The 14,906-nt window shown below is 61.4% G+C and carries 11 protein-coding genes and 1 tRNA gene; 9 read left to right on the forward strand and 3 right to left on the reverse strand.

Translation table 11 applies throughout. The annotated features are described in order from the left end of the window. Positions 1 to 8: 8 nt before the first annotated feature. The 8 genes from AC07XP_RS06365 (at position 9) to AC07XP_RS06400 (ending at position 11,570) form a co-directional block, all read left to right on the forward strand. Positions 9 to 1,022, forward strand: a complete 1,014-nt coding sequence (locus AC07XP_RS06365) for a class 1 fructose-bisphosphatase (RefSeq protein ID WP_056571748.1) — start codon at positions 9 to 11, stop codon at positions 1,020 to 1,022. 25 nt (positions 1,023 to 1,047) lie between these two features. After that, positions 1,048 to 1,123, forward strand: a tRNA-Thr gene (locus tag AC07XP_RS06370). Between the two features lie 372 nt (positions 1,124 to 1,495). Then, positions 1,496 to 3,880: a sigma-70 family RNA polymerase sigma factor gene (locus tag AC07XP_RS06375; protein ID WP_495264135.1), complete on the forward strand. Its 2,385-nt coding sequence runs from the start codon at positions 1,496 to 1,498 to the stop codon at positions 3,878 to 3,880. Further along, positions 3,877 to 5,370: an ATP-binding protein gene (locus AC07XP_RS06380; RefSeq protein ID WP_495264136.1), complete on the forward strand. Its 1,494-nt coding sequence runs from the start codon at positions 3,877 to 3,879 to the stop codon at positions 5,368 to 5,370. Before AC07XP_RS06375 ends, AC07XP_RS06380 begins: the two co-directional genes overlap by 4 nt. Beyond that, positions 5,367 to 8,291 (forward strand): Z1 domain-containing protein, encoded by a 2,925-nt coding sequence (locus AC07XP_RS06385; RefSeq protein WP_495264137.1) that lies wholly within the window; start codon positions 5,367 to 5,369, stop codon positions 8,289 to 8,291. The genes AC07XP_RS06380 and AC07XP_RS06385 overlap by 4 nt, the downstream gene beginning before the upstream one ends. Further along, entirely contained in the window at positions 8,275 to 9,285 is a 1,011-nt protein-coding gene (locus tag AC07XP_RS06390; RefSeq protein WP_495264138.1) for a PD-(D/E)XK motif protein, read from the forward strand. Before AC07XP_RS06385 ends, AC07XP_RS06390 begins: the two co-directional genes overlap by 17 nt. 2 nt (positions 9,286 to 9,287) lie before the next feature. Further along, the gene (locus AC07XP_RS06395) at positions 9,288 to 11,057 is read left to right on the forward strand and encodes an AIPR family protein (protein ID WP_062473303.1); all 1,770 of its coding nucleotides are present in this window, start codon (positions 9,288 to 9,290) and stop codon (positions 11,055 to 11,057) included. Positions 11,058 to 11,111: 54 nt separating this feature from the next. Continuing rightward, positions 11,112 to 11,570: a very short patch repair endonuclease gene (locus AC07XP_RS06400; protein ID WP_062473301.1), complete on the forward strand. Its 459-nt coding sequence runs from the start codon at positions 11,112 to 11,114 to the stop codon at positions 11,568 to 11,570. Between the two features lie 254 nt (positions 11,571 to 11,824). Here AC07XP_RS06400 and AC07XP_RS06405 read toward each other — a convergent pair whose 3' ends face one another. The 3 genes from AC07XP_RS06405 to AC07XP_RS06415 form a co-directional block, all read right to left on the reverse strand. Next, entirely contained in the window at positions 11,825 to 13,438 is a 1,614-nt protein-coding gene (locus AC07XP_RS06405) for a DNA cytosine methyltransferase (RefSeq protein ID WP_495264139.1), read from the reverse strand. A 120-nt stretch (positions 13,439 to 13,558) separates the two neighbouring features. Further along, a complete protein-coding gene (locus AC07XP_RS06410; RefSeq protein ID WP_495264140.1) occupies positions 13,559 to 13,840 on the reverse strand; it encodes a hypothetical protein in 282 nt (93 codons plus the stop codon). A gap of 258 nt (positions 13,841 to 14,098) precedes the next feature. Next, positions 14,099 to 14,512 carry a hypothetical protein gene (locus AC07XP_RS06415; RefSeq protein WP_495264141.1) on the reverse strand — a complete coding sequence of 138 codons (414 nt, stop codon included), beginning with the start codon at positions 14,510 to 14,512 and terminating at the stop codon, positions 14,099 to 14,101. A 109-nt stretch (positions 14,513 to 14,621) separates the two neighbouring features. On the opposite strand from AC07XP_RS06415, the gene AC07XP_RS06420 reads away from it, so the two are divergent. Then, complete coding sequence (locus AC07XP_RS06420) at positions 14,622 to 14,798, forward strand: hypothetical protein (RefSeq protein ID WP_157627325.1); 177 nt, start codon at positions 14,622 to 14,624, stop codon at positions 14,796 to 14,798. The last annotated feature ends 108 nt before the right edge of the window (positions 14,799 to 14,906 follow it).

Raw genomic sequence — 14,906 nt, forward strand, 5'->3', positions numbered from 1 at the left:
CAAGATCCATGGCTCAACAAAAAATCTCCTTCACCCGCTACCTCGTCGAGCAGCAACGCGCCGACGGCCTCATTCCCGGCCAGCTGCGCCTGTTGCTCGAAGTGGTCGCCCGCGCCTGCAAGAGCATCAGCCAGGCCGTCAACAAGGGCGCGCTGGGTGGCGTGCTCGGCACCGCCGAGAGCGAGAACGTCCAGGGCGAAATCCAGAAGAAGCTGGACATCATCGCCAACGAAGTGCTCATTGAAGCCAACGAATGGGGCGGCCACCTCGCGGCCATGGCCAGCGAAGAGATGGAAACCATCCACGTGGTGCCCAACCGCTACCCGCAGGGCGAATACCTCTTGATGTTCGACCCGCTCGACGGTAGTAGCAACATCGACGTCAACGTGAGCATCGGCACCATCTTCAGCGTGCTGAAGAAGCCCGACGACACCCCCGGCGTGCAGGAAGCCGACTTTCTGCAGCCCGGCACCCAACAAGTGGCCGCCGGCTACTGCATCTACGGCCCGCAGACCACCCTGGTGCTCACCGTGGGCAACGGCGTGGCCATGTTCACGCTCGACCGCGAGCAAGGCAGCTTCGTGCTCACGCAGGAAGACATCCAGATTCCGGCCGACACCAAGGAATTTGCCATCAACATGAGCAACATGCGCCACTGGGACGAGCCCGTGAAGCGCTACATCGACGAGTGCCTGGCCGGCAAGGAAGGCCCGCGCGGCAAGGACTTCAACATGCGCTGGATTGCCAGCATGGTGGCCGACGTGCACCGCATCCTGATGCGCGGCGGCGTCTTCATGTACCCGTGGGACAAGCGCGAGCCCGAAAAGGCCGGCAAGCTGCGCCTGATGTACGAGGCCAACCCCATGAGCTGGCTCGTCGAGCAGGCCGGCGGCGCCGCCACCAACGGCAAGCAGCGCATCCTCGACCTGAAGCCCACCAAACTGCACGAGCGCGTGAGCGTGATGTTGGGTTCGCGTCACGAAGTGGAGCGTTTGACGCAGTACCACGCCGAGAAGCCTTGATTTCTTGGCTATAATCTGAGGCTTCGCCGGTGTAGCTCAGTCGGTAGAGCAGCTCATTCGTAATGAGAAGGTCGGGTGTTCGATTCATCTCTCCGGCACCAATTAAAAGCCCCTGATTCGTAAGAGTCAGGGGCTTTTCTCATTGGCCTAGCTGTGAGTCTTTCTTGAAACCACCAAGTGGTGCGACTCACCCAGGCTCAGGTTGATACGGTCTTGTTGACCATTGTTTCCGCATCAGAGCGCACTGCAGACATGCAATTGAGCGCTATGCAAGGCGAGCCCCTGGAAAACGAGCAGATTTGCTGCATGCCATCGCTGTAGAATTTGTAACAATTCAAATTCTACAGAGCCGAAATGGCCGCAGAAATCACTACATTGCGCGGCCATAGTCGTCGCTTTGGACCGGGGGATAGAGGAAATCTTCAGCTAACCACGGAGATCGCCTCTCAGGCACTCCGGGAAGAAGCATGGGCATGACAGCGGCTACCCAAGATGCCCCTCTCCTGAGCAGATTTCTGAGAATAGCCGTTGTGGCGGGCGTCGAGGCCGCAGTCCAAGTCCACATCGACCGCGGCGACGACCTAAACGCGCGCGACGACAAGGGTCAAACCCCCCTCATGCTGTCGGCAGCCCGCAATAAACCAGCCATCTGCAAACTCCTGCTTGCTGCCGGCGCCAACGCCGAGCTGCTTGATCCTTCGGGACGGAACGCTCTCGGCATCGCGCGGGCTGCAGGTGCCCTCGGCGCAGCTTCGGCCATTGAGGCCGCATGCACACCGCGGATGACTTCGCATAGCGAGGACGTCTCTTGTGAGCCCGCGCATGTCGCGGTCGACAGGCAAGAAATGTTGGCCACCAACAATCCGCCAGCCCGCCACCTTGCCGATGCTGCCCACCCCACAGAACGATCCTCTGGCAAAGGACTTGAGGCTAATACCTCCCGCATGATCGAGTGGACCTTCGGCGAGGATGGCAATGCGTTCGACTTGACTGGATGGGAAGCCGAAGAGGACCAGCCGCCACCCGAGGGAGATCATGCGCTCTCGGTTGCGGCCTTCGAAGTCCAAAGCGCCATCTCCGAACACCAGCCCATCGACACGTCCGCCGACTGGGAAGACTTTGAGACTTTCCTGCCCAATCGGGCTACGCCGCTCCCGCGGGCCGACAACACCGAGGCTCGTGAGCGGCTGCGCCTAGTTTTGCTTCGCGCCGTTCGCGAGGGCAGCGTCCCTTACTCAGCGATTGAGGACTTGACACTTGGCGACGATGGCGAGCCCAACGTGGAAGCTGGCGCGCTCCTGTGCATGGTTATCAACGACTTGGGCGCCGAGACTGACGAGCGGTTCGAGTATTCGGCCTCCCACGAGAGCTTTGAGGTGTTTGTCACGCCTGAGACGGAGCCTGATGAGGAAGACGTAGTCAACGAAGCAATAGCGTTCGTTGATGACTTGGCCGGGCGTCGCAATGAGCCCCTGCGCATCTACCAGCGGGAACTCCAGCGCGAGGCACTTCTAACTGCAGAGGCCGAGGTCGCCCTGGGCCAAGCCATGGAGCACGGCGTGGCGAAAGCGCTCGACGCGCTAGCTTTGTGGCCTTCTGGCATCAACAGAGTGCTGGACGCGGCCAAGAAGGTTACGTCGAACACGAAGCCGCTGCGCTGGCTGTCCTCCGGCCCGCAGCTCGAGCTTCAAGACGCTGAACCAAGTCCAAGCCCCGAGCCCGCCGCCGACTCCCATCTGTCGACCGAGGCCGTTGGCGACGAAGGCGACTCTCAACTTGACCTTGACGCCAAGGAATCCGTCAACGAGCTGTCGGAGTTCTGCACCAACGCTGAACTCTTGTCAGGCCTCGCCACCGGCGCTAGGCAAGATACCCCCGAATGGAGTGCTTGCCGAGACACGCTCGCCTCGCTGGGCTTGACCCGCAGCTTCCTTCTGGAACTAGCCGACTCCGACTTGGCCGGGGAGCACGAGCCTGCTTTTGCGTTCGCGCAAGCGATGAAGGACTACCGCGGCGCGCGCGACCAGATGGCCGTCGCGAACTTGAAGCTCGTCCATTCCATCGCGAAAAAGTATCTCTTCAGCGGTCAACCCTTGGACGATCTGCTGCAGGAGGGGAACATTGGTCTCATCAAGGCGGTGGATCGCTACGATTGGCGCAGGGGCTTCAAGTTTTCGACGTATGCCACTTGGTGGATACGCCAGCAAGTCGGGCGCTATGTCGCCGACAAGAGCAAAACCATCCGCCTTCCGGTCCACGTCTACGAGAAGACCCAGCGCATCGCGCAAGCCACTCATGCCTTCGAGCTCAGGCACGGACACGCCCCTACTATCGATGAGATCGCCGCGCGGGTGCAGCTGCCGATCAAGAAGGTTCTGGCGCTCGACCGTGCAGCACTGGAGCCGCTGCCGCTTCAGGAGATCGAGGCATTGGACGATCTCATTGCCGCCGATGCCAAGGACCAATTCACGGCCCGTGACCCAATGGACATCGTCGACGACATGCAATTGATCGGCTCAGTGGCCAAATTTCTAGGCACCCTCAAACCCAAGGAAGAGAGCATCGTGCGTATGCGCTTTGGCATCGGCATCCAAGAGCCGATGACGCTTGAAGAGATTGGCGCGCGGCTCGACGTGACACGTGAGCGCATTCGCCAAATTGAGTCGGCGGCCCTGCGCAGGTTGAAGCATCCCGCACGGCTGATTGGGCTCTTACGCGAACTCAACGGCGCCTCGGCGCCGGAAGACAACAAGCGCGATGTGCGCTCAGACGATGAAACGAGCACCAGCACGGAACAGTCCTTGCCAGAAGTGCAGACGACGCTGAGATCCAAGCCGCCGAAGGGGTCCGAACGATGAAACCCAAAACAAGAAGCGCACCGCCACGCGCCATGGCGATGCTCGAGTCCCTGCGGGGCCTCGGCTACTCGACCGGCGCGGCTCTTGCAGACATCATCGACAACAGCATCTCAGCCGGTGCGAAAGAAGTCCTCGTCAACTTCGCCTGGCATGGGCAAACAAGCCGCATCACTGTCCTGGACGACGGACGCGGCATGGACGACGCCGAGCTTGAGAGCGCCATGCGCCTAGGCGACAAGAACCCACTGGATGCTCGGGCCGCCCACGACCTCGGGCGCTTCGGCATGGGCCTGAAAACTGCATCTTTCTCCCAATGCCGCAGGCTCACCGTCGCCACCGTCAAGAAAGGGACCACAAGCTGCCTGCGTTGGGACCTCGACGAGCTTGCCGCCAATCCCGACGGCGGGTGGCTCTTGTTCGAAGGCCCTGCACAAGGATCAAAGCCATTCATCGCGGGCTTGAAGGGCAAGAAGGCGGGCACTGTCGTGCTCTGGGAGACGATGGACCGCGTGGTGACCGCCGGCTACACCTCCGACGACTTCCACGACCTCATCGACACCGTCGAGTCTCATTTGGCGATGGTCTTCCATCGCCTTCTCCAAGGGCCGCGCGCCAAGCTCAAATTGCTCCTGAACGGTCGGGCAGTCGCGCCATGGGACCCGTTCATGATGGGCCACCCCGCAAAGCCGTGGACATCGCCACCAACCAACCATCCGACTGATTACGGAACCGTCACGGTGCAGGCCCATGTCCTGCCCCATCGCGACAAATTGGCCGCTGCTGAGTTCGACGACAACGCAGGCCCGGCCGGATGGACCGCGCAGCAAGGGTTTTACGTCTATCGCAACGAGCGCCTCTTGGTCGCAGGTGGCTGGCTCGGCCTTGGCAACTCTCGCGCGTGGAACCGCGAAGAGGCGCACCGCCTCGCTCGCATTCGCCTAGACATCCCGAACACTGCCGATGCCGACTGGAAGATCGACGTTCGCAAATCCACAGCCCGCCCGCCCGTCTCGCTCCGGCCTTGGCTCACCCTCTTGGCCGAGAACACTCGCGAGCGCGCTCGACGTGTGTTTGCCTATCGGGGCACGCCAGTGCCCGCGAAAGGGAACACCCCCATTGAACAGGCGTGGCGTGTCGAGCGCGTCAAGGCGGGCATGCGATATCGGATTGAAGAAACGCACCCATCCGTCACTGCCGTCCTAGAAAGCGCGGGGACGCTTGCGCCATTGATCAAGTCGATGCTTCGGGTGATCGAAGAGACCGTGCCAGTGCAGCGCATTTGGCTGGACACGGCCGAAAACAAGGAAACACCACGGACGGGCTTCGAGGGCGAACCCAATGCGGCAGTGATCGAGGTCGCGCGCGTGCTCTTCGATGACCTTATCGAACGTAAAGGCCTCAGCCTCGAGGAGGCACGCAAGTCGATGTCGCGCACAGAACCGTTTCAAAAATACCCAGCGCTCGTCGCAAAACTAGGGAGTAGGAAATGACCGCAGCAGAAGAGGCCGCAGCGCAGGTGCAGCTGCTTGAAGATGTCATCGCCACCGCGCAGCGTCTGGTGAAGGCGGAGAAAGACTCGTCAAAGATCACACCGGCGTACATCGCTGAGAAGGTGAAGTTGGCCGCCGCGATGTTCGCCAGCGATCCACCGGCTCCTTTGGACGAGGCCAAGGTGGTCGCCACGCTGATCCAGCGGTTCAGCCACCGGATGGGCAAGGCCACCACCCTCAAGGACAACACCGGGCATTTCGATTGGCTCAACGCCGCCCGCAAGAAGGACTGGCATTACTGGCGCCGCTACCGCGACTACCAGGAATCGAAATTGTCGGACGTGGTCGTCGATGGCCTCGACGAGGCTACGGACGACATCCTCGGGCTTCTCGAAGACCCCTTGCGGACGGACTCCTGGGATCGTCGTGGGCTCGTCGTCGGCCATGTGCAGTCGGGTAAGACCAGCAACTACACGGGCTTGATCAACAAGGCCGCCGATGCAGGCTACAAGATCATCATCGTGCTGGCAGGCATGCACAACAACCTGCGCTCGCAGACCCAGATGCGCCTTGAGGAGGGGTTCCTGGGCTACGAGACCACGGCGGACCGCGATCCTGGCGCGCCCATCGGCGTGGCCGCATTCGGAGAAGACCTCAAAACCAACTCGGCGACGACGCGGGCGGAAAACGGCGATTTCAGCAAGGCCATCGCAAAGCACTTTCACGGCATCTCGCCCGAGGAGCGGCCCTGGGTTTTCGTGGTGAAGAAGCAAAAGACTGTACTCACCGAGCTACTGAAATGGATCCAGACGCGGGTCGCTGACACACCCAGCCCGTTGCTGCCAAAAACGCCGGATTGGAAGCTTGTGACAAAGCTGCCACTCCTGATGATCGATGACGAAGCGGACAATGCCTCTGTGGATACCGGGGAGCAACCCTTCAATGAAGACGGAACGCCGGACGAGGAGCATTCGCCCAAGACCATCAACAGCCTGATTCGTCGATTGCTGCACTCCTTCTCCCGGAAGGCCTATGTCGGCTACACGGCGACGCCTTTCGCCAACATTTACATCCATCACAAGGGCGCCACGACCCTGGAAGGCCCTGACCTCTTTCCGAAGGCCTTCATCATCAACCTGGCCGCTCCGTCGAACTACGTCGGCCCCGCCCGCATGTTCGGCAAGTTGACAAAGGACGGCCGTGTGGGAGCTCTCCCGCTGTCTCGCAGCATCTTGGACCACTACGACCCCGAGACCGATCTTGGATGGATGCCGCCCAAGCACAAGAAGTCGCACATCCCCGTCCACAACGGGCAAGAGACTATTCCGCTGTCGCTTCGCAATGCCATCCATTCATTCGTGCTTGTCTGCGCGGCACGCGAACTGCGCGGCCAAGGTCTCGAACACAGCTCCATGCTGATTCACGTCACCCGCTATGTGGCGGTGCAGGACCACGTGCGCGAGCAAGTCGAGGAGACGGTGCGCCGCATGCGCCAGAAGATCACCCGAGGCAGTGACGCGGACGAGTTGCTCGTGCAAATGCGCAAGCTCTGGGACGACGACTTCATCCCGACGCGCGACAAAGTTACCGAGCTCTCGCCCGGAGAAGAGCAGCCTCCTGAGCTGCCTTCCTGGGTTGAGGTGGTTGCGAAGCTGCCGGACGTTCTCGAAGACATCGTCGTCCGCTCGATCAATGGCACGGCCAAGGACGCTCTGGATTACGCCACGCCTGGCGCCGCGTTGAAGGTCATCGCCGTCGGCGGCGACAAGCTCGCGCGGGGCCTCACCCTTGAAGGCCTGTGCGTGAGCTACTTCGTCCGCACCACGAAGATGTACGACACGCTGATGCAGATGGGCCGCTGGTTTGGTTACCGGCCCGGATATTTGGACCTCTGCCGCCTCTATACGTCGCCGGATTTGGTGAAGTGGTTCGGCCACATCGCCGACGCCTCCGAGGAGCTGCGCGAAGAGTTCGACTTCATGGCAAAGGCCAAGCTCACACCAGAGCTGTATGGACTCAAGGTCATGTCGCACGAGGTCCTCACGGTCACCTCACCATTGAAGATGCGCAACGCCCAGACGCTGTCGCTGACCTACAGTGGCACTCGGCCCCAAACCATCCTCTTCCACAGGGACGCCAAGATTCAGCAGGCAAACCTCGATGCGACCGACGCGCTGGTCGGTTCCCTCGGGAAGAAGTTCGTGGAGGGGCCAAAATATCCGCGCGACGGTGACGCCGACTCTTGGCCTGGCGCTCGCCTGTGGCAGGACGTGGAAGCTCCGAAGGTGCTCGCATTCCTGAGCTCCTATGTGACCCATCCAAATGCCACCAGCGCCAAGGCGGCAGTCCTCGCGGACTTCATCACGAAAATGCTCGACATCGGCAAGTTGGAGCAATGGAACGTGGCGCTTTTAACCGGAGGTGAAGGCATCGGCGAAACGCATGTTTTCCCCGGTGACTTCAAAGTCACCTCTTTCCAAACGCGCAAGACCGACGACCCGGACCCACCAGCGGCCAGGGATGCGTCCATGTTCGCCATTGGAGTGCTTACTGACCCCAAGGACGAAGGCATCGACCTCGACGACAACGTTTGGCGCGACGCTCTCGCTCGCACCCGCGCGGCGTGGAAGCCCGAACCGGCCCGAGGCCGGAACAACATGCCTGACAGCCCCAGCGGCAAGGGCATCCGCGAGGCGCGCGACAGGCTTGGAGGCGAGGCGGATCGCGGCCTGCTGCTGCTTTACTCTCTTGCCCCCTACTACAAGGGCAAGGAGAGGCTCCCTGAAAACCTCATCGTGCCCGGCTGGGACAAGCCCATCATGGCCTTCGCCATCGCCTTCCCGTCGGCCGAGAACGGCATCCGTGTTGAATACGAAGTGAACCTCCTCTATTGGATGCAGGAATATGGCCCGTCCGAGTAACGAATTTCTCTTGGCTTGGTCGTCACTCACCAGCGCCGACACCGAGCCAGGATGGCAAGCCATCTCGCTACCCTCCGCTGGCCCACTTCAATTGATGGCCGGACGGCGCTCGCCTGACAACGCCGAAGCGGTCCTGGTCGGCTTTCCCACCGCGCAACTGGCTGCAGCCGACAAACTCCCCGAGGGCCAAGGCTTCGCAGTCGAGCGCGCCGACCCCGAAGGCAATGGCAAGCTGTGGCTCGCCCTGACCCGAAAGTCGGCTGGCAGCGCGGAACTCTTCGCCGCCATGGCGTGCGACGTCGTCGGAGCTCTCGATGACGCTGTGGCCATCGGCGCCGATGAAGCAAAGCTCATGCGGGTGTTCATCGGACGAGTGGGGGCCTGGCAGGAGTTCATGCGCAAGGGAACGCAGGTCCTCAGCCCCGAAGCCGAGATCGGCTTGATTGGTGAGCTCACGCTGCTGCGGGCCATCATTGATGCGGGCGTCCCTTCGGCGCTCGCCATCGAATCATGGGTGGGGCCGCTCGACGGCATTCAAGACTTTGAGCTCGGCACAGGAGCCCTGGAGGTCAAGACCACGCTGTCGGCTGCTGGATTTCCCGCCAAGATCGGCTCGCTTGAGCAACTCGACGACTCGACGCGCCAGCCGCTGTTTGTGGCCGGCGCCCGCCTGCGGCAAATCGAAAGCGGACAGAACCTGCCAGAGATCCTCGAGGCAATGCGTGTGGCGATCAAGGGCGACGGCGAGGCTGAGAGGTTGTTGGCCGAGCGTCTGCTGGCTGCGGGCTATATCGATTCGCACTCCGACCGCTACCCTAGGAAGTTTGAGCAGGCGGGAACGCGCGTCGTCGAGGTCACTGGCAACTTCCCTCGAATGACTTCGGGCACAGTGCCCGCGGGCATCATGAGAGCTATCTATGAAATCGACCTCGACAAGGCGCCCGGCGACAACGTCGGCGCCGAGGGCGCACTTAAGAAAATGGGAGCCATCTAAGAATGAATCTGCCTGAATTCCTGCGCGAGACGCAGGCCGCCGTCCGCTCGCAGATGCGAGACGGCGCGCTCTATGAAGAGCTGGTTTTCTCCGGCATTGTGATGGACCACATGTCGGACATCGGCATGACCTTCGAGCCCGTCGAGTGCCACTTCGAGGGCAAGGTCGGCAACGCGAACCTGCGCCTGAGCGGCTATTCGCTCTCGGAGGAAAACGATCAACTCGACTTGTTCGTTAGCCTCTATGCGAATGTCGATGTTCCCACGCCGGTCCCGGACTCCGAGACCAAGACCGCCGTCGAGCAGTGCCTGCGCTTTCTGTCGCTGTGCGCCGAGGGCAAGATGGCGCCCAAGCTGGACCCGTCAAGCGACGTGCGCTCGCTGGCCGAGACGCTGCAGGCGATCTACGACGACCTGGAGCAGGTTCGCGTCTACGTCATCACCGACCGCGTCGCCAAATCCAAGAGCTTCAAGACCCGCGATATAGGCGGGAAGGCCGTGCGCCTAGAGGTCATGGACATCGAGCGGCTTCACCGGCATTGGTCCGAGGGCAAGCCACGCGACGAGCTTGTGGTCGACTTCGCCGAGGTGTCCGGCGCGCCCCTGCCCTGCGTCTTCGTGCCAGGCGAGAACGACGACTACGACTATGCTCTGACGGCAATCCCGGCCGAGGCGCTTCGGCTGCTCTACGAGAAGTTCGGCGCGCGCCTGCTGGAGGCCAACGTCCGCTCTTTCCTGAGCGTCAAAGGCAAGGGCGTCAACGCCGGCATCCAAAACACGCTGCGCTCAGCCCCCGAGCGCTTCATGGCCTACAACAACGGCATCGTGATCGTTGCGGACGAGATGCGCCTGGGCAAGCCTGGCGACGGCTCGGCCGGCATTGCCTGGCTCAAAGGCCTGCAAATCGTCAACGGTGGGCAGACCACCGCCTCGATCTACTTCGCCAAGAAGAAGTATCCCGACACGGACCTGAGCCGCGTGCGCGTCCCCGCCAAGATCATCGTGATGCGCGCCCAGGATTCGGCCAAGGAGGAAGCTCTCGTCTCGGATATTTCCCGCTTCGCCAACAGCCAGAACGCCGTGCGGCAATCGGACTTGTCGGCCAACAAGCCCTTCCACGTCGAGATCGAGAAGCTCTCGCGTTCAGTCTACTGCCCTGATGGCGTGGGCCAGTGGTTTTACGAGCGCGCTTCGGGCAGCTACAACACGCTGCTTGCCCGCGAGGGGACCACACCAGCCAAGCTCAAGGCCCTGAAGGAGGCCATCCCGACGGCGCGCCGCGTCACGAAGACCGACTTGGCCAAATACATCACCGCCTGGGACAAGAGGCCCGACATCGTCAGCCTCGGCTCGCAAAAGAACTTCGACAAGTTCATGGCGGGCCTGACGCCCGTCGATGGGCAAGAGGCGCCGCTGCCGACCGTCGTCGACTTCAAGGCCATGATCGCCAAGGCCAAGATTTACCGCGACGCCCAAAAGCTCTTGCGGCCGATGTTCCAAGCCTTCCAAGCCAACGTCACCGCCTACACGGTGTCGCTGGTAGCCGAGAAGCTCGGCGACCGCATCGACCTCGACCGCATATGGGTCAAGCAGGCGGCCTCTCCCGAACTGCTCGCGCAAATCGCCGTGTGGGCCAAGGAGGTCAACGATGTGCTGCACTCCTCGGCCGGCGGCAAGATGGTTTCCGAATGGGCCAAGCGGCCGGAATGCAAGGAGGCCGTAATGGGTGCGAGCTATTCCGCCCCAGCGACCAACATCCCGGAAGTGAAGTAGCCCTACGAAGCCACCGATCCATCATGCGGCGTGTTCCCTCCTCAGAACAAGCCCATGGTTGATGTCGTCTCCCCCGCCGACCGCAGCCGGATGATGGCCGGCATCAAGGGCAAGAACTCGCAGCCTGAGCTCCTTGTCCGCCGGCTGCTGTTCGCCTCGGGCTATCGATTCCGGCTGCATCGACGCGACCTGCCTGGCACTCCCGACATTGTCATGCCCGGCCGCAAGGTCGCCATCTTCGTCCATGGCTGCTTCTGGCACCAGCATCAGGGATGCCGATACGCCAAGATGCCCTCAACGCGACCCGACTTCTGGAAAGCCAAGCTCGAGACCAACGTCGAACGCGACCGCCGCTCAGTCGAAAAGCTCCACGCGCTGGGCTGGCGAGTGCTATGCGTCTGGGAATGCTCAACGCGCGACGCCAAGATTGCCGCAGGCCTGCAAGCCGCCATGAGCTCGTGGATCGAGGGCTGCGACCAGCTCGGAGAGATCGGCGCCCCATCGCGGAGCTAAGCCATGGCCGATTCGAATGCCTAAGCCCTAAGAGACGTGGCCGAAGCCCATTTGGCGACCATCCTCAGGCGACTGCTTCGCGACCACATGGGCGGGCTCGTTCCATTCATCGAAATGATCCGCACGATGGACTATCGGGGACTCATGCACCAGCCGCCATCGGCGGCAAGAATGAGGTCGTGCAATCGTTCGTCAGTACGTGGCGTGGCAAGACAGTGATCCAGAGCTCACTGTTGAGTGGCTGGTCGGTCCAATCAAGCGATCGCAGGAGCAGGCCTCCTGCTTGGCTCATCCTCGCCAGATCGCGTTGAGGAGTTCTTCTCCAAGGCCGCGCGCTTCCTTCGTTGCTCGCGATTCAGTTCAGCCAACAGACCACGCACCACCTTCGCCAGCTTGTTGGCCAGCAAAGGAGGCACGGCATTGCCGACCTGCGTGTACTGCTCGGTTCGATTGCCAGCAAAGAAATAGTTGTCGGGGAAGGTCTGAAGCCGAGCCGCTTCTCTCACCGTGAGACTTCGACACTGAGTGGGGTCGTAGTGGATGTAGTAGTGCCCATCCTTTGCGATGTGCGCAACCACTGTCGTTGATGGCTCTCCCGCGCACTGCACGCGGAATCGATCCTTGAAAGGAATGACCCCTGTTGTGCTATTGCTCGCCGCGTTCTTGTGGTTGGGCAGAAGCTTGGGCGGAAAGCAGTCCAATCGCGGGGAATAGCCTTGCGACTGAGCGAAGCTGGCGGCAAAGAGGTACCTGGCCAGATCAGACGCCATGTGTGATCGCGCTTCGTGCTGGCAAACCCCATCCAATTCTTCATCGTGCAGCCAGAGCTGGAGCTCAGTCGGTTTCTTCGGCTTTCTGTAGCTCCGCTGAACAAAGGCTTCACCGACACTCAGACTCCGAGCCGCGGCAGCGGATACACGCATCAGCTCGGTCAAGCCCGATTGGTACTCCACGTTCCATCCCTCCATGAAAGAGGGCGCCATCTGGACTGCACTTCTCCAGGCCTCCAACGAGTCGGCTTTCGACAAACGGCTTCGCAGTCGCGGCAAGTCATCGATTGCATGCTTCACGCTCACGGATTTCTCGACCTTTGAAAGGAGTTCATGCCGCGAGGCCCCCACATCCTTCCTTACACCCAACAGGATCACTCGATGTCTGCTCTGCGGAATGCCGTAGTGCTCGGCCTGAATGATGAAGTCCGTTGGTTCCAGCGATTTGCTGTCGCCCTTCTTGATGAAGGACCGAATCTCGTATTCCACACCTTCAGCGGGCTTCGACAAGTCCTCGATGATTCTCTCGAACATCGAGCTGCCAGAGTGCTGCGAAGAGAGCAGGCCCTTCACGTTTTCCATCACGAAGATGGTCGGCCGATGAACCTGAATGATTCGAAGATATTCCCTGTACAGAAAATGCTTCTCGTCTTTCTGGAAGCTTTTGTCATGCGCCCGGCGCGACCTCCCCGCGAGTGAGTACGCTTGGCAGGGCGGCCCCCCGATCAATATCCACGTATCACGACCATTGAGGGCCGTTCGTATTTCGTCGTCGATGCCAGTCTCATCGGACTTCCCCAACTCCAGGCAGCGAGCTTCGCGACTAGCGTGAACAAAAGCCTCAGCAACAGCGGGCTGCCGTCGAAATGTCGCTTCGTCAATCTCGCCCCGGATGTAGCTGTAGTAGTGCCTTAGATCCTTCGTCCCCCGAAGCTTCCGAAACACTGCGCGCAGTGTGAGCGTCTGGTGCGCAATGGCGTCCTTCTCAATGGAGAGGCCAATTTCGAAGACGGGCTGCTGCTTGTGGTCCTGGAGAGCAGAAAAACCCTCTCCCAAGCCTCCTGGGCCCGCAAAAAGATCAATGATGGGAATCGGCATTCGAATTTCTGAAAAAGGTCGGCACTGATCTGCTTGCGGCGGGCCGGAGGCTGCATTCTAGAGAGCAGGACCGCCGGCACCGCGGTCGACAACTGGGCTCCGTGGCCAGCGATTCTTCTCCTATCCGATCTCAGGCCCCAAGGGCCCGTCAAGCGTCGCGATTCCTTTCAGCAGTACCTGTGAAAGCTCTTCCGCCTCGGTCGCCAGATCCGCAGCGATCCACATGATGTTGCCTCGGTGCTTCGCCCCGATCGCCTCGAACAACTCCTGCTCCTCCCCATAGCAACAGCTCAGCAACGACCGCAGTTGGGTCAGCTTCTTCTCTAGAAGGTCGGCCGCGTCGGGGCAGATTGCCCCGAGGGATTCGGGCGTGGTTTGCCCGGCGATAATTTGATCAGCCATTTGGTGTGCCTCTTCCAAGGGTTTGCACGTCGATTGGTCAGACGGTCAGGGTGTTAGCGCACCCTGGCCGTCGCCTTTTGTGCCTCACATCGACATCGCTGCGGTGTGCATCGGTGTCCCGCCGTGAGGCGCGGCGGTCGTTCAAATGTAGGGAGAGAAGCGCGTCAGCGGAAGCCTGTCACGGTGAACAAATGAGGACTCGCGTCGACTTGTAGTGGCGCACGCGAAGGCGATCGCCCTGCGAGCCACTCGCCTGCCTCAACCAGCACCCGCAGCCCAAGCCTCCACCCGCCGCACCAACGCATCCCGTCGCGCCGCCACCTCCGCCAACAGATACTGCCGCGCCTGCTCCTGCGCCACGTCGCTCGACAGAAACCACTGCTCGCGTTCGGCGCTGCCTTGCGGTGGCGGGGTGCCCCACCCTGCTTCGCCGTTGGCGCCTCTGAACGCTTCGGTCATGGGCAGGCGACCGTCGGTCTTGCCGATGCTCGACAGCGCATCGGGCGGGCCGTCGAGCGCGATGCGCACGTGCACGACGTTCTCGCCTTCGGTGCGGATCGATGCGCCCAGGCCGCCCTCGCGGTGCACGCGCCACAGCTCCGCCGCGGAGGCGTTGCGGGCCCAGCTTTCCAGGGCGCGGACCAGGCTCTCGAGAATGATTTGTTGGTTCATGAGGAATATTTCACACGTTTCTGTCTGGTGTCGGCAAGCGGCCACGGTGCGATGGGGCCAAAAAGCCGTTGTAACTTCTTGCCTTGGCGCCTGCGCTATATTTCTTGGCATGGAAAAGGCATCCGACATAGGCAAACCCACGGTTCCGATCGACCTGATCGGGCCGGAACATTGGGTCCGTTCACGGCGCGGCCCTCGCCGTACGACGAAGGTGCTCTTCATCTTGCTCGGCGGGCTCGCAGCAGCCACAGCAGTGGCTTACAGCTTCTTCGGCGCGGGGCGCTGAACACAACAAGCCACTCGCGCCTTCATTCACTCACACACGCATCGCTCGCGCACCGCGAGCCGCACAAGGCAAAGCCCGCTGTCCGTTGATCCAACGGGCAGCGGGCTT

This window comes from Variovorax sp. GW531-E2 (genome assembly GCF_059423125.1).